This is a genomic window from Kitasatospora sp. NPDC001539, from assembly GCF_040298565.1.
Lineage (GTDB): Bacteria > Actinomycetota > Actinomycetes > Streptomycetales > Streptomycetaceae > Kitasatospora.
The window spans coordinates 16041-38700 of sequence record NZ_JBEPAK010000034.1; the positions used below are offsets into that span (position 1 = coordinate 16041).

The 22660-nt window shown below is 76.2% G+C and carries 18 protein-coding genes; 12 read left to right on the top strand and 6 right to left on the bottom strand.

All coding sequences use genetic code 11. The features are described from left to right. Positions 1-77: 77 nt before the first annotated feature. From ABT247_RS08750 to ABT247_RS08795, 10 genes are all read left to right on the top strand, one after another. Positions 78-950: an SAF domain-containing protein gene (locus ABT247_RS08750; protein WP_350740131.1), complete on the top strand. Its 873-nt coding sequence runs from the start codon at positions 78-80 to the stop codon at positions 948-950. Next, complete coding sequence (locus tag ABT247_RS08755) at positions 950-2341, top strand: CpaE-like family protein (RefSeq protein WP_350740134.1); 1392 nt, start codon at positions 950-952, stop codon at positions 2339-2341. Before ABT247_RS08750 ends, ABT247_RS08755 begins: the two co-directional genes overlap by 1 nt. Continuing rightward, positions 2331-3938, top strand: a complete 1608-nt coding sequence (locus ABT247_RS08760) for a TadA family conjugal transfer-associated ATPase (protein WP_350740137.1) — start codon at positions 2331-2333, stop codon at positions 3936-3938. The genes ABT247_RS08755 and ABT247_RS08760 overlap by 11 nt, the downstream gene beginning before the upstream one ends. Further along, positions 3938-4897 (top strand): type II secretion system F family protein, encoded by a 960-nt coding sequence (locus ABT247_RS08765; protein WP_350740140.1) that lies wholly within the window; start codon positions 3938-3940, stop codon positions 4895-4897. The genes ABT247_RS08760 and ABT247_RS08765 overlap by 1 nt, the downstream gene beginning before the upstream one ends. Next, positions 4894-5772, top strand: a complete 879-nt coding sequence (locus ABT247_RS08770) for a serine/threonine-protein kinase (protein WP_350740143.1) — start codon at positions 4894-4896, stop codon at positions 5770-5772. Before ABT247_RS08765 ends, ABT247_RS08770 begins: the two co-directional genes overlap by 4 nt. Before the next feature lie 49 nt (positions 5773-5821). Next, entirely contained in the window at positions 5822-6106 is a 285-nt protein-coding gene (locus ABT247_RS08775; RefSeq protein ID WP_350740146.1) for a hypothetical protein, read from the top strand. A gap of 35 nt (positions 6107-6141) precedes the next feature. Further along, positions 6142-6516, top strand: coding sequence for a TadE/TadG family type IV pilus assembly protein (locus ABT247_RS08780; RefSeq protein ID WP_350740149.1), 375 nt, complete (start codon positions 6142-6144; stop codon positions 6514-6516). 14 nt (positions 6517-6530) lie between these two features. Continuing rightward, positions 6531-7046, top strand: a complete 516-nt coding sequence (locus tag ABT247_RS08785; protein ID WP_502892412.1) for a TadE/TadG family type IV pilus assembly protein — start codon at positions 6531-6533, stop codon at positions 7044-7046. Between the two features lie 170 nt (positions 7047-7216). Next, positions 7217-7675, top strand: coding sequence for a hypothetical protein (locus ABT247_RS08790; protein WP_350740155.1), 459 nt, complete (start codon positions 7217-7219; stop codon positions 7673-7675). After that, a complete protein-coding gene (locus ABT247_RS08795) occupies positions 7675-11823 on the top strand; it encodes a LysM peptidoglycan-binding domain-containing protein (RefSeq protein ID WP_350740158.1) in 4149 nt (1382 codons plus the stop codon). Before ABT247_RS08790 ends, ABT247_RS08795 begins: the two co-directional genes overlap by 1 nt. Before the next feature lie 22 nt (positions 11824-11845). On the opposite strand, the gene ABT247_RS08800 is transcribed toward ABT247_RS08795, so the two are convergent. After that, positions 11846-12439: an HAD domain-containing protein gene (locus ABT247_RS08800; RefSeq protein ID WP_350740161.1), complete on the bottom strand. Its 594-nt coding sequence runs from the start codon at positions 12437-12439 to the stop codon at positions 11846-11848. A 368-nt stretch (positions 12440-12807) separates the two neighbouring features. On the opposite strand from ABT247_RS08800, the gene ABT247_RS08805 reads away from it, so the two are divergent. Beyond that, positions 12808-14913 (top strand): hypothetical protein, encoded by a 2106-nt coding sequence (locus ABT247_RS08805; RefSeq protein WP_350740164.1) that lies wholly within the window; start codon positions 12808-12810, stop codon positions 14911-14913. Positions 14914-15052: 139 nt separating this feature from the next. Here the strand turns inward: ABT247_RS08805 and ABT247_RS08810 are convergent, their stop codons facing one another. The 4 genes from ABT247_RS08810 to ABT247_RS08825 form a co-directional block, all read right to left on the bottom strand. Then, complete coding sequence (locus tag ABT247_RS08810) at positions 15053-16456, bottom strand: S53 family peptidase (protein ID WP_350740168.1); 1404 nt, start codon at positions 16454-16456, stop codon at positions 15053-15055. Positions 16457-16743: 287 nt separating this feature from the next. Beyond that, the gene (gene fabG, locus ABT247_RS08815; protein ID WP_350740172.1) at positions 16744-17502 is read right to left on the bottom strand and encodes a 3-oxoacyl-ACP reductase FabG; all 759 of its coding nucleotides are present in this window, start codon (positions 17500-17502) and stop codon (positions 16744-16746) included. Between the two features lie 157 nt (positions 17503-17659). Next, the gene (locus ABT247_RS08820; protein ID WP_350740175.1) at positions 17660-18859 is read right to left on the bottom strand and encodes a thiolase family protein; all 1200 of its coding nucleotides are present in this window, start codon (positions 18857-18859) and stop codon (positions 17660-17662) included. A gap of 180 nt (positions 18860-19039) precedes the next feature. Beyond that, positions 19040-20203 (bottom strand): acyl-CoA dehydrogenase family protein, encoded by a 1164-nt coding sequence (locus ABT247_RS08825; RefSeq protein ID WP_350740178.1) that lies wholly within the window; start codon positions 20201-20203, stop codon positions 19040-19042. Positions 20204-20378: 175 nt separating this feature from the next. Between ABT247_RS08825 and ABT247_RS08830 the strand changes: the two genes are divergently transcribed. Next, positions 20379-21062 carry a TetR/AcrR family transcriptional regulator gene (locus tag ABT247_RS08830; protein WP_350740181.1) on the top strand — a complete coding sequence of 228 codons (684 nt, stop codon included), beginning with the start codon at positions 20379-20381 and terminating at the stop codon, positions 21060-21062. 121 nt (positions 21063-21183) lie between these two features. Here the strand turns inward: ABT247_RS08830 and ABT247_RS08835 are convergent, their stop codons facing one another. Further along, positions 21184-22572, bottom strand: coding sequence for a nitric oxide synthase oxygenase (locus ABT247_RS08835; RefSeq protein ID WP_350740184.1), 1389 nt, complete (start codon positions 22570-22572; stop codon positions 21184-21186). Positions 22573-22660 lie beyond the last annotated feature (88 nt).

A 22660-nucleotide genomic window follows, 5' to 3' on the forward strand; every position in this document is an offset into this window, starting at 1 on the left:
CTGGGTCCGGCTGAGCCCGGCGCCACGGCCGTTCGACCACTGACCAGTCAGAAGTGAACGAGGAAGGGCGGAACCCGGTGGAGAACCGTACGTTCGCGACGCCGGGATCCGGCACCCCCGCCGGCACCGCGGTGTCCGTGGCAGCTCCGGAGCAGCGGGAACCGGGCCGCGGCGGCGGCCGGGCCGCGGCGCACGCGCCCGGGCGGACCATGCGGGCCCGGCGGCGGCGCCCGGCGGTGCTCGCGATGGCGGTCGCGCTGATCGCGGCCGGCGGGCTGGGCGGGGCCGTCCTCTACAACAGCACCGGGCAGCGGGTCGCGGTGCTGGCGCTGGCCCGGGACGTTCCGTGGGGGCAGGTGATCACCGAGGACGACCTGGTGGTGGCCCGGATCGCGGGCGACCCGGCGCTGCGGCCGGTGTCCGCGCAGGACCGCGCCAAGGCGGTCGGCATGCGGGCCGCCACCGACCTCAAGCGCGGGTCCATGCTGACCGGCTCGGACCTGGCGCAGGGGCTGTCGGTGCAGCCGGGCCAGATCGTGGTCGGGGTGTCGGCCAAGCGCACCCAACTACCCGCCGGCCGCCTCCAGCCCGGCATGCAGATCGTCGTGGTCAACACCCCCGACAACGGCCGGCCCGACTCGCTGCCCGCCACGGTCATCACCGTCGGCCGGGTGGACACCGACGGCAGCCAGGTGATCGACGTGGCGGTCGGCTCGGCGGACGGGCCGCGGCTGGCGCAGTGGGTGGCCGGCGGGCGGATCCAGGTGCTGCTGGCGCCGCGGGCCGTCACCGGCGGCACCGGCAGCCCGGCTCCGACCGGAGCGGCCTCGCCGACCGCCCCCGCGACCGGCTCGCCCTCCGCCGGCGCGGCCGCCCCGCCCGCCGGTGCGGCCACCCCGCCCGCGACCCAGGCCGGCCCGGGCGCCCCCGCCGGAACCGGGGGCGCCTGATGGCGGTGATCGCGGTGGTCGGCGGCCCGGGCGCGCCCGGCGCGACCACGACCGCCCTGGCGCTGCTGCTGGCCTGGCCGCTGCCGGCCGGCCGGCGGATCCTGCTGGTCGAAGCCGACCCGGACGGCGGCGCCGTGCTGGCGGGCGCCCTGGAGGGCCGGGTCGAGGCGGTGTACGGGCTGCGCAACCTCGCCGTCGCCGACCGGCGCGGGCTGCTCGCCCAGACCATCTGGGAACAGCTGATCGACCTCTCGCCCGAGGGCGACGCCGAACGGCTGCTGCTGCCCGGTCTGACCGACCCCGCCCAGGCCCCCGGCCTCGCCTACACCTGGGAACCGCTCGCCGAACTGCTGCACGGCATCGAACAGCAGGGCTACGACGTCATCGTGGACCTCGGCCGCTCCGGCGCCACCGGGGCCAGCGCGGTGCTGGCCCGCCGGGCGGACGTGGTGGCGGTGACGGTCCGCACCACGCTGCGCGGGCTCAGCGCGGCACGCCCCCGGCTCGCCGCGCTCGCCGACGACCTGACCGCCGGCGGGACGGGGGCGGACGCGCTCGGACTGCTGCTGGTCGCCGAGGGCCCGTACTCCGCGGCGGAGGTGTCCCGCGAGTTCGGCCTGCCGGTGCTCGGGGTGCTGCCGCACGCCGTCCGGACCGCGCGCGTGCTCTCCGACGGCGGGGACACCACCGACCGCCGGTTCGTCCGCTCGGAGCTGATGCGCGGGGCGCGTTCGGCGGCCGACGAGGTGCAGTCGCTGGTCCGCCGACGGCGGCAGCGGCTCGCACCGGCCGCCGCGCCGACGCACGCGGCGGGGGCCGGGGCCGGGGCCGCCCAGCTCACGGCGCCGAACCCGAGCGCGCCCGGCCCGAGCGCGCCGATCCCGACCGCGACGACCGGAGCGACCACGCCGGCCGTGCCCGCGCCCGGTCCGGTCCCGGTGCCGGGGCCCGTGGTGCCGCCGGTGGCCGCCCCGGCCCCGTACGGAGCGCAGCCTCACGGGCAGGAACCGTACGGACCGCAGCCGTACGGGCAACCGGCCCACGGCCACCAGCCGTACGCCCAGCCCTCGTACGCCCAGCCCTCGTACGCCCAGCCCTCGTACGCCCAACCGACGTACCCGCCACCGACGTACGGGAACCCGCTCCGCGGCCCGGCCGAGGACGAGCCGCCCGCGTACGCCCCGCCGGTGATCACCACCGGTCCCGTCGCACCGCTGGCGGGCCTGGCGCCGCACCCGGCCGCGCCCGCGCCGTTCCCGGCGCACGTCCAGTCGGCGCGACCGGCCGAGGACGACGGGCAGTATCCGCTCCAGCAGCCCCCCGGGGCGGAGCACCGGACCGACGGACAGCCGTACCCGCACAACCCCGGGGAGGTGCTCCGTGCGCGGTAGCCCCCTGCACCAGCGTCCGACGGCCGACCCGGCCGCCCTGCCCTGGTCGGCACCCACACCCGCGTCACCGGCCGCGCCCGGCTACCGGCCGGGCCCGGTCACGCCCCAGCCCGTCGCCCCCGCCGGTCCCGCCACGCCCGGCGGCGCCACCGCGCCCACCGCCGTGCCCTCCCAGCTGCCCTCGCTGGACCTGCTCGGCGCCGCCACCCGACCGGCCGTCGACCCGCAGGTCGCCCGCGAACTCAAGCGCCAGGTCGCAGCCGAACTGCACCAGCAGATCTCCCGGTTGACCGCCGGTTCCGGCGCCGAGCCGGACCGTGCCACCCGCCGCCAGCGCGGCCGCGCGCTGATCGAGGAGGCCGTCGCCCGCTGGTCCGACGCGTACGCCCAGACGCACGGCATTCCGCCCACCCGGGAGCAGGACCGCGCCCTCGCCGAGGCGGTCTTCGACCTGCTGTTCCGGGCCGGCCGGCTCCAGCCCTACCTCGACGACCCGGAGATCGAGAACATCCTGATCAACGGCTGCGACGACGTCTGGGTCTCCAAGGTGCACCAACCCCTGCGCCAGGTGCCGCCGGTGGCCGACAGCGACGCCGAACTCGTCGAGCTGCTCCAGGACCTGGCCCGGCAGCACGGCGGCGGCGAGCGCAGCCTCTCCACCGCCAGCCCGACCCTCGCCCTGCGCCTGGAGGGCGGCATGCGGCTCCAGGCGCTCACCGAGGTGACGCCCCGCCCCTACGTGGCGATCCGGCGCCACCGGGTCGCCTCGGCCACGCTGCCGGAGATGGTCGAACTCGGCACCCTGGACCGCACCCTGGCCGCCTTCCTGGCCGCCGCGATCCGGGCCCGGAAGAACGTGATGATCACCGGAACCCAGGGCGTCGGCAAGACCAGCCTGCTGCGGGCGATGGCCGCCGAGATCCCGCCGGACGAGCGGATCGGCACCCTGGAATCGGAGTTCGAGCTCTGGCTGCACACCCTCGGACACCTGCGCCAGGTCGTCCCGATGGAGGCCCGCGAGGGCAACGGCGAACGCGTCGAAGGCCGCCTCGCCGGGGAGTTGACGATCGGCGACCTCATCCCCGCGGCGCTGCGCATGACGCTGTCCCGCATCATCGTCGGCGAGGTCCGCTCCGGCGAGGTCGTCCCGATGCTGCGGGTGATGACCAACGGCGAGGGCGGCTCGATGTGCACCCTGCACGCCCGCGGCCCGCACATGGTGGTCGACCGCATCGCCGAACTCTGCCTCGAGTACGGCTCGCACATGACCGACGCCCTCGCCTACCGGCTCACCGCCAACGCCCTGGACCTCATCGTGCACGTCACCATGGTCGACGAGACCGCCGTCGGCGGTCGCCGGCACCGCTTCGTCTCCCACGTCCTGGAGGTCACCGGCCTCGGCGAGAGCGGCCGCCCCGCGCTGAACACCGTGTTCGGCCCCCGGCCGGACCTCGGCGAGCCGCGCGCCGTCCCGCACACCCCGCCGCAGTGCCTGGACGACCTGCGCCGGGCCGGCTTCGACGCCGCGCTGCTCGGTTCCCGGTACGGCGGCTGGGAAGCCCCGCTGCAGCTGCGGATCGGCGGTGGCGGCCGGTGATGCTGCTGTTCGCCCTGTGCGGGCTGGCGGTCGCCGCCGGCCTGGTCGCGCTGGTGGCCTGGGCCCGCGGCAGCGAGCCCGCCGACGAGGACGAGCCGGACCGCCGGGACAACCCGCTGGCCACCCGCGCCCACGTCCTCTGGTACGGCGCCCCCGGCGCGGCCTCGCCGCGCACCGTGCGGCTGCGCCGGATCCAGCTGCCGCTGGCGCTCGCCGGCGCCCCGCTGGCCTGGCTGTTCACCGGCATCCCGCTGACCGCGCTGCTGGTGCCGCTGGCCGTCTTCGGGCTGCCCTGGCTGTTCGACACCACCCGCCCGGACACCCGCCGGATCGAGCGCCTCGAGGCGCTGTCCGAGTGGACCCAGCGCATCGCCGACGTGCTGCTGCTCGGTGTCGGCCTCAACCAGGCCATCGTCACCAGCCGCCGCACCGCCCCCGCCGCCCTGGAGGACGAGATCGGCGAACTGGCCGCCCGGCTGCAGGCCCGCTGGCGGCCCGAGGAGGCGCTGCACGCCTTCGCCGACAGCCTGGCCGACGCCACCGCCGACAAGGTGCTCGCCGCCCTCGTGCTGCGCGCCGGCGACAGCGGCCCGGGCCTGGCCCGGACGCTCTCCGACATGGCCGACTCGGTGCGCGAGGAGGTCCGCCAGCGCCGCGCCATCGAGGCCGACCGGGCCAAGCACCGCACCACCATCCGCTGGCTGGTCGGCATCATCGTGCTGGTCGTCACCGTCGGCTCCTTCAACACCGAGTACACCCGCCCGTACGGGACGCTCCTCGGACAGGTCGTGCTCGCCGTGGTCGCCGCCCTGTTCGTCGCGATCATCGCCTGGATGCGGGCGCTGGCCTCCCACCCGCCGGTGCCCCGGCTGCTCGTCCCCGACCGGCGCAGCAGGAGCGGCCGTCGGCCGGCCGGGTCCGCGCAGCAGCCCGTCGAACACCTCGGGGAGGCCCGGTGATCTCCCCCTGGCCGGTGCTGGCCGGCGCCGTCGCGGCCGGCGGCCTCGCCCTGCTCATCGCCGAACTGCGGCCCGCGCCGCCCGACCTGCGCCAGGCCCTGGACCGGTTGCACCGCGCCCCGGCGGACCGGCCGCAGGACCCGGACGAGCGTCCGCGCTGGTTCGACCGGATCGGCGAGCGCTCGCTCACCCTGCGCGGGGTCTCCGTCCCGCGCCGCGAACTCGCCCTGATCGGCCGCACCCCGGCCCGGTTCATGGTGCACAAGCTGCTGTTCGCCGCACTCGGCCTGGTGCTGCCCGCCTACCTCGGGGCGATGGCCGCGGTGATGGACGTCGGCCTGCCGTTCGCCCTGCCGCTCATCGCCGGGCCGCTGCTGGCCGGGCTGCTGTTCTTCGTCCCCGACGCGATCGTGCGCGGCGAGGCCAAGGAGGCGCGCACCGAGTACCTGCACGGCATCGCCGCGTACCTGGAACTCGTCGCCCTGGAACGGGCCGCCGACTGCGGCCCCGCCGAGGCGCTGCGCCGGGCCGCCGCCGTCGGGCAGGGCGCGGTGTTCCGCCGGATCCGCGACGCCCTGGAGCGCGCCGCCACCGACCGCCTCCCGCCCTGGGCCGGACTGGACGCGCTGGCCGAGGAGTTGGGCCTCAGTCCGCTCCAGGACGTGGCCGACATCATGCGGCTGTCCGGCACCGACGGCGCGGCCGTGTACGACACCCTGCGTGCCCGGGCCAGGGGCCTGCGCGGCGAGCTGCTCGCCGAGGACCTCGCCCGCGCCAACGCCGACAGCGAGCGGATGGTCGCGCCCGGTGCGGCCCTGACCCTGCTGATGACCGTCCTGATCGTCTTCCCCGCGCTCCACCAGATGCTCAACTGAACCGACAGCCCGAGCAGCTGACACCACACCACACCCCCGGGAGAACCCGATGACCGTACGACTCGCCCAGCTGGCCGGCCGGGTGCTGCGGCCCGTCCTGCTGCCCGTGCAGTTCGCCCTGCTGCTGTTCACGCTCCGGCTGGGCCGGCTGCGGGCCGCCCGGGCGCGCGGCGACCGCGGCGCCATCAGCATCGAACTCGCCCTCGCCATCATCGCGTTGGTGTTCGTCGCGGGCGCCGTCGCGACCGCGCTGTACCTGCTGAAGGACAAGGTCGTCACCAAGGTCGAGCAGGACCCGAACATGCCCGGCGGAGCGGGCGGCGCCACCAAGTGATCCGTCCGCCTCGCCGCCGCGGTGACCGGGGGTCGATGAGCATCGGTCTCGCCATCGTCTTCCCGGTCGTCCTGCTGCTCGTGCTGCTCGTCGTCCAGGCCTCGCTGTGGTGGTACGACCGGCAGGTCGCGCTCACCGCCGCCCGTGAGGGCGTGGACGCCGGGCGGGTGCAGGGGAACGCGACGGACGAGGTGAAGAACGCGGCCGCCCAGCGGCAGGCCCGGGACTTCCTGGACCGCCAGGGCGTGCGCACCTACCAGGTGCGCACCGACGGCAGCACGCCCGAGACGATCAGGATCACCGTCGAGCTGACGCCCCCGCTGCTGATACCGGGACTCACCGCGCCCAGCATCCGGCAGTACGCCGAGGCGCCGCGCGAGCGCTTCGTCCCGCCGGTGGTGACGCCGTGAGCGGCGGTCGTCCGGTGCTGCACGCGGGCAGGCACGGACACGGACCCGGGCACACGCACCGGGGCGGCCGGGCGCGGGGGCCGGGCCCGTGGCCGCGGTGGCGCCCGCGCCGCCGGGACCGCGGCGGGATCGCCATCGAGGCGGCCATCGTGGTGCCGGGCGTGGTCGGTCTGGTGCTGCTGGCGATCGCGGCCGGCCGGGTGCAGACGGCGGCCGGCACGGTCGAAGCCGCCGCCCGGGCCGGGGCCCGGACCGCCTCGCTCCAGCGCAGCACCGCCGGGATGGACCAGCCGGCCAGGGACTCCGCCCTCGCCGTGCTGCGCCAGCAGGGCGTCTCCTGCCGCAACGGCGACGTCCGGGTGGACCAGGGCGAGCTGGACCTGCCGGACGGGCCGGTCGTGACCGTGAAGGTCACCGTCGTCTGCGACGTCGAACTCGCCGACCTGCTCGGCGGGCCGTCCGGCGTGCCCGTGACGAAGCACCTCGCCGGGGAGTTCACCTCGGTGGTGGACCGTTACCGCGGCACGTGACGGCGGCTCGAGGCGGCGCGCGGGCCGTGCCGGGCGATCGGGGGGTTGGGGACGGTCCGCGCGGGGGAAACGCAAGCGGAGAGCGCTCGGGGGATGACGCAACGGCACCGAGTGGCACCCGGTGGGGGCCGGTGGGGAGGCAGCGTGCGGATCGGGGGGAGGGGATGCGGATGCTGAGCGGACCGCGGCGCCGGCGGCCGTACCGGGGCCCGTGCCGGTCGGACCGCGGCGCGGTCGCCCTCTTCGTGGCGATCTGCGCGGCCTACCTCGTGCTCGTGATCGCCCTGGTCATCGACGCGGGCGGCCGACTGCGGGTCGCCGAGCGCACCGACGCCTACGCCCAGGAGGCCGCCCGCGTCGGCGGACAGCAGCTCGACCAGGCGGCCGTCCTCCAGGGCAAGGGCTTCAAGGTCCAGCAGGCGTACGTCAAGCAGGCCGCCGACGCCTACCTGCGGCTGTACGGGCTGCAGGCCGGGGACGTCGAGTTCTCCGGCGACGGCAAGGTCGTCACCGTCACCGTGCGGGCCGACTACCGGCCGGTCCTGCTGGGCGCCCTCGGGCAGCGGAAGGTAACGGGCAAGGGCAGTGCGACCCTCGTCCACGGAGTCGAGAAAGCGGAGACCGACTGATGGCCGCGCCACGTGCCAAGGACCAGGCCCGAACCGCACCGGCCCGCAGCGGCCGGACCGGCGGGGCCGGCAACGACCGTGATCGAACCGCAGGGGATCGAACCGCCCGGGACCGCAGGGCCACCGGCCGCGGCCGCAGCGCGCACCGGGCCGGACGCGGCCGGGGCGGCGCGCTGGTCGCGGCGCTCGCCGCACTGGTCACCCTGCTCGCCCTGCTGCTCGGCGTCCCCGCGCTGCTGCTCTACGGCACCCACGCCGTCGCCTCGATGGGCGACGTCGCCCCGGGCGGTGTGGGCGAGGCGCTCACCAGCCCGGACGACGGGCGGCTGTTCCTCTGGCTGCTGGTGGTGGTCGGCTGGCTGGCCTGGGCGTGCTTCGCGCTGTCCGTCCTGATCGAGGTCCCCGCCCAGCTGCGCGGCCGGATCGCCCGCCGGATCCCGGCGTTCGGGTGGAGCCAGCGGCTGGCCGCCGGGCTGGTCGGCTCGGTGCTCGCGCTGCTGCCGGTGGCCGGCTCGGCCTTCGCCGCGGTGTCCGAGCCGGCCCACCAGCCGGTCGCCCAGGCCCAGTTGACCCCGGGCGTGCAGCGCGCCGCGCTCCCCGCCGCGCAGTCCGCGCCCGCGCTGAGCCCGGCCGCCGAACAGCACCCCGCGTACACCGTCCGGGACAGCCGGCCCGCCGACAGCCTGTGGTCCATCGCGGAGCGCCAACTGGGCTCCGGGGAGCGCTGGGTGGAGATCGCCAAGCTCAACGACGGCCGGGTGATGGACGATTCGGGCACCCGCTTCGACGCGGACCGGCCGATCCAGCCCGGCTGGGAACTGCTGATGCCCGGCGACGCCAAACCGGACGAGGCGAAGGCGCCCGCTCCGGCCCCCGCCCCCGCGGCCGGTCAGGACGGGGCCCCGGCCCCCGGGCAGGCGCCGCAGTCCGGGACGGAGCCGGCCGCGGGCGGGCAGCGGACCGTGACCGTCCGGACCGGGGACAGCCTGTCGGCCATCGCCCAGCGGGAGTTGGGGGACGGCGAGGCCTGGCCGAAGCTCTTCGAGGCCAACAAGGGAGTGCAGGCGCCGGACGGCGAGCGACTGACCGACCCGGACGTACTGGAACCGGGCATGGTGCTCACCGTGCCGGGGACGGCCGCCCAGGCCCCCGCGCCGGCCACCCAGCCGCCCGCCCCGGCCCCCGAGCCCACCCAGGGGCAGCCGCCCGCTCCTGCCCAGGCCCCGGCCACCCAGCCGCCGGCCCCCGCGCCCACCCCGACCGCCCCGGCCGCCGGCACACCGGCACCGGCCGCGCCGCAGTCCGCCCCCGCACCGACGCCGGCACCCGCCCACACGCCGGCACCCGCCCCCGCCGCGCACGCCGATCCGGCACCCGGCAGCGACTACACCGTCGCCCTGGCCGCCTCCACCGTCGGCGTCCTGCTCGCCGCCATCATGGTCGGCACCGTCGCCCACAAGCGCGGCACCCAGCAGCGCGCCCGCCGCCCCCGACACCGGATCGCGATGCCCGACGCCGAGGCCGCCGCCTTCGAGAACGAGCTGATGGCCCGGCAGGACCAGCCCGGCCTGGAACTGCTCGACCGCGCCCTGCGCACCCTGGCCCGCAACACGGTGCGCGGCGGCAAGCGCCTGCCGGCCATCGTCGCGGCCCGGATCACCCCCGGCCACATCATCGAACTGCACCTGTCCGGACCGGCCACGCCGATCGCGCCGTTCCGCGCCGCGCACGCCGCCAACGTCTGGTGGTGCAGCGAGGAGTCCGGCGACCTGCTCAGCGCCTCCCAGGCCCGGAAGACCGCCGCGCCCTACCCGGCGCTGGTCACCCTCGGCACCTCGCCCGACGGCTCGGTGGTCCTCGCCGACCTGGAGGCCGTCCGGCTGCTCCACCTCTCCGGACATCCCGACGACGCCCGCGACGTCCTGCGGACCCTCGCCCTCGAACTCGCCCACAGCCCGCTGGCCGACCGGCTCCACCTGCACCTGGTGGACCTCGCCGAGGAGGTGCCGATCAGCGGCCCGGCCGCCGAGCGCGTCCACCGCCACCCCACCCTGGAAGCCGCCCTGGCCGCCCTCGGCCCGCGCACCGCCAAGGCCCGCGCCACCCTGATCGCCGCCGAGGCCTCCAGCCCGCGCGAGGCGCGCAGCCGGGGGCAGGCCGACGAGTCCTGGGTGCCCGAGATCGTGCTCTGCGCCCAGCAGCCCGACGGCGACACCCCCGCCGAGCTGGGCCGACTCCTGGACGCCCGCCCGCGCACCTGCGTGGCCGTCATCACCCGCGCCCCCGAGCGGGGCACCGGCCCGGTCGCCCGCTGGACCCTGCCGACCACCGGCCAGGCCGCCGTCCCGGGCCTGCACCTGACCGTCGAACTCCAGCGGCTCGACGGGCAGCAGTACGACCGGATCGCCGAACTGCTCCGGGCCGCGGACGACACCACCCAGTACCCGGCGCCCGCCTGGACCCTGGACGGACCCGGGCTCGGACCGGACCCGGACGAGGACGCGGACACCGCCGAGCTGCCGCCCGTCGTACCGGTGCTGGCGGTCGTCGGCGGGCCGGCCGTGGAGGCGGCCGAGGGCGGAGGGGCCGGAGGGGCCGGCGGGGCGAGTGGGGAGGCGCCGGGTGCGGCCGCCGGGCCCCGGCTGCTGGCCCGCGTCATCGGCACCGGCGCGAGCCCCTTCGCGGGCACCGACCCGGTGACGCCCGCCCCCGCCCCGGCCCCGGCGCCCCCGCCCGCTCCCACCCCGGCCGGTCCGGCGCGGTTCGCCGCCAACGGTCTGGGGCGGCAGGCCGTCGGGACGGAGCACGCCACCGGAGCGCAGCAGACCGCCCAGGAGAACGGCGGGCCCGGCGACGAGGCCACCCGTGACCTGCGACTGCCGGGCGGGCCGGCCGGATCCTCGGAGGCTCCGGTGGGTGCCTCCGACGCCTCCGAGCCCTCCGGGACCTCCGAGCGCTCCGGGACGTCCGAGCCCTCCGGGACGTCCGAGACGTCCGAGGGCTCCGAGGCCGGGGAGGCGACGCCGGACCAGGCTCCGGCGGCCGTCCAGGCCGTTCAACCCGTCCAGCCCGTCCAGCCCGTTCAACCCCTGCTCGCGCCGTCGACCGGCCCGTCCGCCCCGGCGACGGCCGAACCCGTCCCGGCACCCGCCGAACCCGCGCCCACCCACCAGAGCGCTCCCGCGCCCACCGGTGCCGACCCGCGCGTCCCGGCCCGACCGGAGCCCGGCCCCGCCGCCGGCCGCCCGGCGGCAACGGAGGAGCGGTCGGCGCCGGAGGTGGAGCCCGGACCGGCCGCCGTCGCCCCGGTCGCCCGGACCACCCCCGGTCGTAGCGACAGCGACGACCTGCTCGCCATCCTCCGCTCCCCGGAGGCGCACACCCCGCGCAACGCCCCGCGGATCCGGCTGCTCGGCCCGGTCGACGTGGCCGGCACCCTCGGCACCGTCGAACCCGGTGCGCTGTCCCGGCTCACCGAACTCGCCGTCTACCTCGCGCTGCGGCCCGGCGCCGACCACCACGCCCTGGACCACGACCTGCACCCCGGCGCCGCCCACCTGGACCCGCACCCCACGGCGGCCGACGCCAAGAGCCCGCTCCCGGCCAAACTCGCCGACCTGGCGGCCTGGTTCGGCGCCTCCGACGACGGCCGCGCCTACCTGGCCACCGACACCACCGACGGCTACGCCTTCGCCCCGGCCGTCACCTGCGACTGGGACGAGTTCCGCAGCCTCTACCGGCGCGGCATGCGCAGCACCAGCGCCACCGCCGACGCCGCCCTGGCGCACGCCCTCGCGCTGGTCCGCGGCGCCCCGTTCGCCGAGGCCCCGCCCGCCTCGTACGGCTGGGCCGAGGCCGAGCGCCAGGACATGATCGCCGCGATCGTCGACACCGCCCACGAACTCGCCGCCCGCCGCCTCCAGTACGGGGACCACCGCAGCGCCGAGGCCGCCGTCTTCCGCGGCCTCGCCGTCGCCCCGGACGTCGAGCTGCTGCACCGGGACCTCTTCTACGCCTACGCCTCGGCCGGCGCCCGGGACCAACTCCTGCGCGCCGTCAACCGCTTGGACGCCCTGAGCCGCCGCACCGGCCGCGACCTGGACGCCGACACGGTCGCGCTGCTGCGCGACCTGCTGGCCGGCACGTAGCGCCGATCCGCCGACGGCCCGGTCACCCCGTCCGGTCACCCGCCCGGGGCGCGGCCGGGCAGGCGGTGCGCAGCCAGGCGTCGAGGAGGGCGAAGTCGGCGCCGGTGAGGCCGACTCCGGGGTCGACGCGGTGCAGCAGGGCGGGGGCGGCGGAGTGGGCCTCGACCCAGCGGCGGTCGGCCGGGGCGATCTCGTCGTCCACCCAGGCGAAGGGCCGCCCGGCCGCCCGGGCGACCAGCGCCCGGGTCTTCCAGTGCAGCCCGCCGGGCCCGCCGCCCTGCCCGCCCAGCCGGTCGGGCCCGCCCAGCCGGTCCGGCCCGTCCTGCCCCTCCGGCCCGTCGTCGGCCACCGGCCAGTGCACGACGGGCAGTTGCGGCAGTCCCAGCCGGGGCGAGAGGCACTCGTTGGCCTCGTCGAACCAGGTGGTGGCCCAGACCAGTTCGCAGGGCAGCGCCAGCAACCGGGGGCCGAGCGCCGGGTCGACCCGGTCCACCAACGGGTTGCCGGCCGCATCCGGGCCCGGGTGGACGGGGTAGCCGCCCGGCGGCGGGGCGCCGAAGGGGATCAGCGGTCCGTCGACGTCGAGGAAGAGCAGGGGCGTCCTGGAGCCGGTCATGGCGGCACGATAACGGGCACCGCAGGCCGGGTGGCGCACCGATCGGTACCCGGCCTGGATCGGGTGTGCCCGGATCTCGTAGGGTGGCGCGCACGGACGTGGTGGCAGGAGCCACGCAGGCAAGGGCATCAGACGCCGCGAGAGCGGCGGGGCGGGGCGGTGACCAGAAGATGGCGGAGACGACAGCTGTTTCCGGAGGTCCCGAGCCGACTGCGGACTCGGGCCCCTGGGACGCCGTACCGCCGCCCGCGCGCCTGCCCGCCGAGGAGCACCCGCCCGGGCCCGCCGCCCTGTACGAGCCGCCGCCCGCCCCGCCGGCACCCCCGGCGCCGCCGGTCGCGCCGGCTCCGGTGCCGCCCGCTCCGCCGGTGGCGCCGACCGGATGGACCCTCACCGGCCTTCCCGCCGCAGGCCCGTCGGGCACCGCCGGGCCCGCCGCCGGGTCGTCCTCCGCCACGCCCGCCGCCGGGTCGTCCTCCGCCGGGCTGCCGCCGTTCACGGCCCCGGGCGGTGCGGCCGCCGCTGCGGGCGGCCTGGGCGCGGCGCCGCGCGGGCGGATCCTGGTGATCGAGGGCGGGTACGGCAACGCCGGCCGCCGCACCTGGGGCCGGGGCGGTCCGACCCAGGCGCCGGTGCTGTCGGCGATGCTGGCCGCCGTCTCGCCGCAGGTGCTGCTCGCCGCGGACGCGGTGGACGCCGTCCACCTGCCCGGCGCCAGCGACCCGCACACCGTCCTCGCCCACCTGCGCGCCGCCTCCCGGCACCCCGGGCCGCTGCTGGTGCACCTCGGCGGGCACGTGGTCGCCGACAAGCGCGGCGGCCAACTCCAGCTGACCCTGCGCGACTCGAAGCAGGACGGGCTGCCCTGGCAGGCCCTGGCCGCCGAACTGAGCCACCGTCCGGCCGAGTGGCAGACCCTGGTCATCGCCGACCTGAGCGCCGACCAGAACGCCTGGCCGTACCTCCAGGGCACCGTCTCGCCGCTGAGCGAGGGCATCCCGCTGTGGGCTGTGGTCAGCCCGGACCCGGAGCAGATCGGCACCTTCACCCGCGCCCTGATCGAGGCCCTGCACGGCGGGCGCCCGGGCGCGGGCGACGTGCTGGCGCCCGAGCAACTGCGGCAGCAGGTGTACTCGGTGCTGCGGCCGGACGTGGTCATCCTGGCCACGCACGTCCCGGGCCGCCCGGTCTTCCGCAACACCGCCCGCCGCGGCGAGGTGCCCGTGGCCGACGCGCTGCCGGTGGCCGATGTGCTGCCGGTGGCGGACTCGACCGCGGTCCCGGACGCCGCTCCCGGGCCGGACCAGGTCGCGGCGGGGCAGCCGCTGTCCGCGGTGCCCTCCGCGCCGCCGCTGCCGGGCCGGACCGGGCCGCAGGACGTCGAGGCCGAGCGGCCGGCGCCCGCGACCCCGGCGGGGGGCCCGGTGAGCCTGATCAAGCCGGGTGTGCCGCCCACCCCGCCCCGACCGGCCCGGCCGGTCAGCCTGGCGAAGACGGGCGAACCGGCCGACGAGGCGGCGAACGTGAGCCTGCACAAGGCGGCCCCGGCCGACACCGAGGCCGAGGCCGATGCCGACGTCGCGGGAACCGCGCGCCCCGCCGGGGTGACGCTGCGCAAGGCGCAGTCGGAGCCGCTGCCGGAGGCCGGGCAGGACGCCGATGAGCTCGCCGAGGCCGCCGACGCCCCCGAGGCCGCCGAGGCTGCCGAGGGCGTCGGTGCTGCCGAGGACGCCGGAGTCGTCGAGGCCGCGGACGGGCCTCGGCCTGCGGAGGCGGCCGACCTGGTGGAGGGGCCCCGGGACGCCGTCCCGGCCGATTCCGCGCCGGCCGATTCCGCGCCGGTCGGGACCGCACCTGCCGAGGCCGGGCCGGTCGAAGCCGCGCCGACGGACGAAGGGCCGAAGGACCGCACCCCGGCCGACGAGGCGCCCGCCGACCAGCCGCCGACGCCTGCCGGCACCCCGGTCGGCACCCCCGTCGTATCCCCTGCGGACGCCCCCGGGGCCCCGGCTCCCAGTGCGCCCCGCGCGGACTACCGCGAGGTGATCGGACGGATCGTCCGCAGTGCCGACGCCGGGGACCACGCCGCGGCGACGGACCTCGCCTTCGCGCTCGAGCTGGAGGCGATCGCCGAGCACGGGGCCGTCTCCGAGCCCGTGCTCCAGGTGCGTCAGGTCCGGGCGCACGTGTGCCGGCTCGCGGGCCGGCTGTCCGAGGCGGCCGACATCTACCGCGAGGTGGCCCTGTCGCTGCTGCGCTCGCAGGGCGGCGCCCACCCGGAGACCCAGCAGGCGGCCACCAACGCCGAAGCCTGCTGGCGCTCGATCACCGACCACGCGGAGGCCATCCGCATCGCTCCGGAGATCATCGAGATGCGGGCCTACCTCCCGGGCCCGGACGGCCGCAAGCTGCGCGCCGCCGAGCGCTACCTCGCCCAGCTGTCCGCCGCGTCGGGGGCCGCCGGGCAGGCCTGACGCACGACGGAGAACAGCGGGCGGATGACGGATCCCGGATCCGTCATCCGCCCGCTGTTCGTGGTCGCCCGTCAGCCGTCCGCCGCCGGCCGTCGGCGCTCCGGGCGCCGTCCTTGAGGCGCCGAGGAGCGACGACCGCTTACCGCTGGTCGCCCTGCGCGTCGTCGCCCTGGACGTCGCCGGCGAGCGCGTGGACGAACTTGGTGCCGTCGATGGTGCCGAGGCCGCTCGCGAGGTCGTAGCCCGCGGTGGCGTTGTAGCCGGTGACGCCGTTCCAGCCGTTGTCGCCGTCCTTGACGTCGACGATGCCGCTCCACTTGCTCGGCAGCAGGTTCAGGCCGTACATGCGCCAGTTGAGCTGGCCGAGGCGGTGGCCGGCGAGCTGGTCGGCCAGGGCGACGACGCCCGAGAACAGCGGGGTGGCCTCGCTGGTGCCGCCGGTGAGGTGCCAGCCGACCGCGGTCGGGTCGTAGGACTCGTAGGTCCAGGCGGCGCCGTCGACGGCCGCGCTCATGCTGATGTCCGGCGTGCCGCGGTGGTTGCCGGTGACGTTCGCGACGCCGGCCTGGTACCACGGGCGGTCGAAGATGCCGGAGACGCCACCGCCGCCGGCGCCCGACTTGTCGTGCCACACCTTGTCGGCGGCGGTGCGGTTGCCGTTGTCGTCCAGGGTGAGCTGGGTGCCGCCGACGGAGGTGACCAGCGGGTCCGAGGACGGCCAGGAGTTGACCTTGAACGGGTACAGGTCGCTGCCGTTCTCCTGCGCGTCGGTCGCGCCGTTGTCGCCGGAGGCGGCGAGCACGGTGACGTTGCGGTCGGCGGCGGCCTTGAAGGCGTAGCGCAGGTCGGTCAGCGACTTGAAGTCGCCCTTGTCGTAGCCCGGGAAGGTGTTCTCGGTCGCGCCGAAGCTCTGCGAGATGACGTCGCCGCGGCCTTCCTTGATGAGGGCCTTCTCGGCGTCCATCATCTCGGGCAGACCGGTGGTGCCCTCGGTCTCGGCGACGCCGGTCTCGACCAGGATGATGTGCGCGTCGGGGGCGATCGCGTGGGCGTACTCGACGTCCAGGGTGGTCTCGCCGGCCCAGCCGGTGTGGTCGGGGTTCTTCGGGTCGAAGACGGGGACGTTGCCCCACTTCTTCACCTCGACCTGGGTGTCCGGGATGCCCCACTGCTTGTCGAAGACCTCCAGGTCGTGCTGGATGGTCGGCGAGCCGAAGGAGTCGACGATGACGATCGTGCGACCCTTCCCGGTGACGCCCTGCTGGTACAGCGGGTTCAGGTTGTAGGCGTTGCGGTACTGCAGCGGCGAGTAGCAGTGGATGCCGATCTGGCTGACGCACTGGGTGGTGCTCAGCGGCGCGACGCGCGCCTGGGCGTTGTGGTGGCCGAACGAGGCCGGGCGGACGTGGACGCCCGGGAGGTCGTGCGCGGGGGCGGCGGTCGCGGCGCCGACGGCCGGTACGGCAATGGTGCCGGCGGTGAGGGCGGTTGCCCCCACGGCGAGCAGAGCCAGGGCGCGGCGGAGGGTAGCGGGGCTGCCCATGGGACTCCTTGAGGGGGACGCAGGGCCCGGCCTTGGTCAGGTCGGGTCGGTCCGGCCATCCCATCGACTGCCGCATGATCATGCCATAGTCATTTGGTGGGGTAGTCCGACCAACTGCATGGTCATGCTCGGCCACGCGAAAAGGTAAAGGCCGTCCCAGGGGAAGGTAACCCCTCACCTGGGACGGCGGACTGATCACCCGTCAGACACGGCTCACCGAGTTCACAGTTTTCACCGAGTTGGCCAAGTTTACCCAGTTGACCGGCCCGGGGTAAGCCCCCGTCAGCTCATCGGGCCCCGCCGTTGACGTACAGCGTCTGCCCGCTCACGTACGAGGCGTCCTCGCTGGCCAGGAAGGCCACCACCGAGGCGATCTCCTCCGGCTGCCCGACCCGGCGCAGCGGCGTGCGGGCGGCCACCTCGGCCTGGTGGTCCTCGGCGGTGGCACCGACCCGCTCCGCGGTGGCCGCGGTCATCGCGGTCGCGATGTAGCCGGGGGCGACGGCGTTGACGTTGACGTTGAACGGTCCGAGCTCGATCGCCAGGGTCGCCGTGAGCCCCTGGATGCCCGCCTTGGCGGCCGCGTAGTTGGCCTGGCCCCGGTTGCCGAGCGCGGAGCGGGAGCTGAGCGAGACGATCTTCCCGTACTTCTGCGCCACCATGTACTTCTGCGCCACGTGGCTGCAGTTGTACGCGCTGGTCAGGTTCACCGTCAGCACCGCGTCCCAGTCGGCCTTGGGCATCTTGAAGAACAGGTTGTCCCGGGTGATCCCGGCGTTGTTCACCAGGATGTGCAGGCCGCCGAGTTCCTCCGCGATCCGCGCGAACACCGCCTCGACGGAGTCGTAGTCGGCCACGTCGCAGCCGTACGCCCGGGCCGTGCCGCCCTTGGCGGTGATCTCGGCGACCGTGCCGGCCGCCCGCTCGGCGGTCAGGTCGACCACGGCGACCGCCGCGCCCTCCTCCGCCAGCCGCCGGGCGGTGGCCGCTCCGATGCCCTGCGCCGCACCGGTCACCACGGCGACCTTCCCCGTGAAACGGGCCATGTCAGTTCCTCCGATCACTGGAAACTCCCTCACTGGACTCCCTCCCCGAACCGCCTCGCCGGACGCCGTCGGACGCCGTCGGACGCCGTCGCGCCGGGCTGCCCCGCCGAACGCCGTCGTCGGACGCCGCCGCCGATCTCCCTCACCGGAGGCCCCGTCAGACGTTCTCGACCAGCACGGCCGTACCCTGCCCCACGCCCACGCACATCGTGGCCAGGCCGCGCCGGGCGCCGGTGCGGTGCATCCGGTGCAGCAGGGTGGTGAGGATGCGGGCGCCCGAGCCGCCCAGCGGATGGCCGAGGGCGATCGCGCCGCCGCTGGGGTTGACCAGCTCGTCGGCCTGCTCCGGGCCGAAGCCGATGCCGTCGGCGGAGGCCAGCGCCTGGGCGGCGAAGGCCTCGTTGAGCTCGGCGGTGTCAAGGTCGGCGAGGGTCCAGCCGGCCCGGTCGAGCACCTTGCGGGTGGCCGGCACCGGGCCGATGCCCATGACGTCCGGGTGCACCCCGGCCGAGGCCCCGGCCACGTAGCGGCCGAGCGGCTGCAGCCCGAGGTCGCGCAGCGCCTCCTCGCTGACCAGGACCAGCCCGGCCGCGCCGTCGTTCATCGGCGAGGCGTTGCCGGCGGTGACGGTGCCGTCCGGGCGGAAGGCCGGCTTCAGCCGGGCGAGCTTCTCCAGGCTGGTGTCCTCGCGGATCCCCTCGTCCTGGCCGACGGTCACGCCGTCCGGGCGCTCGACCGGGACCAGCTCGGCGTCGAAGTGCCCGTCCTTGCGGGCGGCGGCGGCCCGCTGGTGGCTGCGCAGGGCGAAGGCGTCCTGGCGCTCCCGGTCGATGCCGTACCGGCGCGCGACCTCCTCGGCGGTCTCGCCCATGCTGAGCACGCCGTGCAGCTCCGCCATCCGCGGGTTGGTGAGCCGCCAGCCGAGCCGGGTGTCGTAGGTCTCGATCCGGTGCGGCAGCGCCTCGTCGGGGCGGGGCAGGACGAAGGGCGCGCGGGTCATCGACTCGCAGCCGCCGGCCAGCACCACGTCGGCCTCGCCGGAGCCGATGGCCCGGGCGGCGAGGGTGACGGCCTCCAGTCCGGAGGCGCAGAGCCGGTTGACGGTGGCGCCGGGGACGGTCTCCGGCAGGCCGGCCAGCAGGACGGCCATCCGGGCGGCGTTGCGGTTGTCCTCGCCGGCCTGGTTGGCGGCGCCCCAGTAGACGTCGTCGATCCGGGCCGGGTCGAGGGCGGGGAGGTCGGAGAGCAGGGCACGCAGCACGGTGGCCGAGAGGTCGTCCGGGCGGACCGTGGCGAGCGCTCCGCGCAGCCGGCCGATGGGTGTGCGGCGGGCGGCGGCGAAGTAGACAGGACGCACGTCGTGCTCCTCATCAGGTGATCGGGTGAGCTGGTGATCGGTGGGCTTCGGCAGCCGGGTCGGCTGCGGGGGTCGGTTGCCGGTGGTCGGCGGTCGGTTGCCGGTGGTCGGCGGTCGGCTGCCGGTGGTCCGGGGGACTCCGGCGGCCGGGCGGGCCGGCAGATCCGGGAGGGGAGCCGGTCAGAAGGCGTTGACGCCGGTCAGGGCACGCCCGATGAGCAGCTGGTGGATCTGGCTGGTGCCCTCGTAGAGGGTCATCACCCGCGCGTCGCGCAGGTACTTGCCGACCGGGTACTCGTCGATGAAGCCGTAACCGCCGAACACCTGGAGCGCGTTGTTCGCGGCCCGGACGGCGGCCTCGCTCGCGTGGAGCTTGGCGATCGAGGACTCGGTGGCGAACGGCAGCCCGCGGTCGATGTGGTCGGCGACCTTCCAGGTGAGCAGCCGGGCGGCCTCGACGTCCACCGCGATGCCGGCCAGCAGTTCCTGGACGAGCTGGTGCGAGGCGATCGGGCGGCCGAACTGCTCGCGCTCGCCCGCGTACCGGACGGCGGCCTCCAGGCAGGCCCGGGCGATGCCGACGCAGCCGGCCGCGACCGACATCCGGCCCTTGGCCAGCGCCGCCATCGCCACCGTGAAGCCCTTGCCGACCTCGCCGAGCCGGGCGCTGTCGGGCACCCGGACGCCGTCCAGGGCGAGTTCGGCGGTGGCCTGGCCGCGCAGGCCGAGCTTGCCGTGGATGGTGGTGCGGCCGAAGCCGGGCAGCCCGGTGGGGACGAGGAAGGCGGTGATGCCCCGGTGGCCCTGCTGGTCGGGCTCGCTGCCGCCGGTGCGGGCGAAGACCAGCGCGACGTCGGCCCAGGTGCCGTTGGTGATGAACATCTTGGCGCCGCTGATCAGCCAGTCGTCGCCGTCCCGGACGGCCCGGGTGGTGAGGTTGGCCGCGTCCGAGCCGGTAGCGGGTTCGGTGAGCGCGAAGCAGCCGAGCGCCTCGCCCGAGGTGAGCCGGGGCAGCCAGTACCGCTTCTGCTCCTCGGTGCCGTAGCTGTTGATCGACTTGCCGACCAGGCCCAGCGAGACCGAGACGATCCCGCGGACGGCCGAGTCGCCGCGCCCGAGTTCCTCCAGCACCAGGCAGTAGGCGAGGTGGTCGCCGCCGCTGCCGCCGTACTCCTCGGGGATGGTCAGGCCGAGGAAGCCGACCTCGGCGAGCTTGCCGATGACGGCCCGGTCCACCGACTCGGCGCGGTCCCACTCGGCGGCGTACGGCACGATCTCGCGGTCGGTGAAGGCGGCGGCGAGGTCCCGGACGGCGCTCTGCTCCTCGGACAACTCCAGGTTCACGGCGGCTCCCGACTCAGGCCCGCCGACGGCTGCGGGCCGATAAACTAGCGCTGCAAGTTTTTACGGGGGGACTGTAGCCCCGGGCGGGCCGCGCTGGGAAGGGGCACCTGCCAGAATCGGTCCCCACCCACCCGGCCGGAGGAGCCGGCCCGAGGAACCGGAGGAAACCGCCGCGATGGCCCGTCCGCGCACCCCGCTGCTCAGCCGCGAGCGCATCGTCGCCGCCGCGCTGCGGTTGATCGACGAGGAGGGGTTGGACGCCCTCTCCACCCGCCGGCTGGCCACCGAGCTGTCGGTCAGCGGGCCCTCGCTCTACAACCACTTCGCCACCAAGGACGAGCTGCTGGACGCGGTGGTGGACAGCGTCATCGGCGAGGTCGACCTGTCGATGTTCCACGGCTCCGCGCCGGCCGCCGGCCCGTCCGACGCCCCGATCCGGCCGTCGACCCCCTGGCCGCAGGCGCTGCGCGACTGGGCCCGCTCCTACCGCGCCGCGCTGGCCGCCCACCCCAACATCGTCCCGGTGCTCGCCCAGGGCCCGGGGCGTCGGCCCAACGCACTGCGGCTGGCCGACGCCGTCTTCGGGCACCTGGTCGAGTCCGGGTGGCCGCGCGGCCAGGCCACCCGGATCGGCGCGCTGATGCGCTACTTCGTGACCGGCTCCGCGCTCGCCTCCTTCGCGGCCGGCTTCCCGGCGGACGCCGAGGTCTACGACGCGGCCGACTACCCGCACCTGGGTGAGGCGCACCGGCTCGCCGGGCACCGCGGGACGGTGGACGAGGGCGCCTTCGAGACCGGCCTGGAGGCGCTGCTGGACGGCCTCGCGGTGCGCTTCGAGCGCCTGGCCGCGCCCTCGTAGCCGGCGCCGCGGTGCCCCCGCGCCCCCGGTGTCCCGCTGTCCGGGTGCCCCGGCGCCCCCGGTGTCCCGCTGTTCGGGTGCCCGGCGTGCCCGGCGCCCCGGTGCGCGTCGAGGAGCGGGCCTACCAGGGCTCGCGGGTGACGAAGGCCGGCCGCTGCGCCGGGTCCACCGGGTCGTAGTACCGGTGGTAGACCGGCGTGAGCCCGCCGGAGACCGGGGGCACGATCCAGCTCCAGTCGGCGGGCGTGGGACGGCCGAGCCGCTTCTCCTGGGCGACGTGCTTGAGGAAGCGCTCCGACTCGGTGTGGTGGTCGGCGATCGTCACCCCCGCCTCCTGGAAGGAGTGCAGCACCGCGATGTTGAGCTCGACCAGCGCACGGTCGCGCCAGAGCGTGCGGTCGCTGGAGGTGTCCAGGCCCAGCCGCTCGGCGACGGCGCCGAGCATGTCGTAGCGGTCGGCGTCGGCCAGGTTGCGGGCGCCGATCTCGGTGCCCATGTACCAGCCGTTGAACGGTGCGCAGGGGTAGCGCACGCCGCCGATCTCCAACGTCATGTCGCTGATCGCCGGCACCGCGTACCAGCGCAGCCCGAGGTCGGCGAACCAGCGGTGCTCCGGGTGGCTGAGCGGCACCTCCAGCGCGGTGCCGTCCGGCAGCTCGTACCAGACGGGCCGCTCGTCCGGGCGTTCCTGGATGATCAGCGGCAGCACCTCGAAGCGGTCCTCGGCGCACTTCCAGCCGAGGTCGCGGGCCCGGGCGGCGAGCACGGTGCCGGCCGGATCGCCGACCACGGCGCCGTCGACCCGGTGCCCGGCGTAGCGGACCAGCTGCTGGTTGAGGATCCGGGCGGCCGGGCGGCCCGGCCGGTCGGGTGCGAACACCGAGACCATCGGGCGGATCCGGCCGCCGTTCCCGGCCGCGCGCAGGTGCTCGAAGCACTCGGCGGCGATGTCGTCCGCCGAGGAGAGGTGTCGAAGGTCGCGGACCACCAGGCTGCGCCAGTAGAGCCGGCCGATGCACCGGGCGGCGTTGCGCCACGCCAGCTTGGCGCCGTAGCCGAGTTCGGCGGAGGTGTGGCGGTAGGTGCCGGTGCGGTCGATCTCGTCCAGGACGGCGCGCAGCCGCGGCTCCGGGTCCCCCGCGGCGGGCTGCTCCCGGTGGAACTGGCGGACGAACTCGGCGGCCTGGTCCGGGTCGGTGAAGGGAGCGGTGGTCCGGTCGGTGGTCGGTTCGGTGGTCGGGTCGGCGAGCGGATCCGGGGACCGCTCGGTGGTCCGGTCGGCGGACGGAGCGCTGGAGCGGTCGTCGACGGGGCCGCCGCTCGGTCCGGCAGGGCCGGTGGACGGTGCGGGCGTCGGCGGTACCGGTCGGTGCGCCGCGGACGCCGGGGCGGGCGGTGGCGGGAACGCGCCCGGCGCACCGCCGTGGGTGTGGGCGTGGGCGTAGGGGCAGCCGCCGCTCGGGGCGGTGGCCGTTCTGCGGGTGCGAAGCCGGTTGAAGATCAAGGACACATCCCTCCTGCCGCCCAGGAGTACCGGAGGTGGCCGGGCGGCCGCAGGGAGTGAACGATTCGGCGGTCTCCTGCGTCTCCTGCATGGA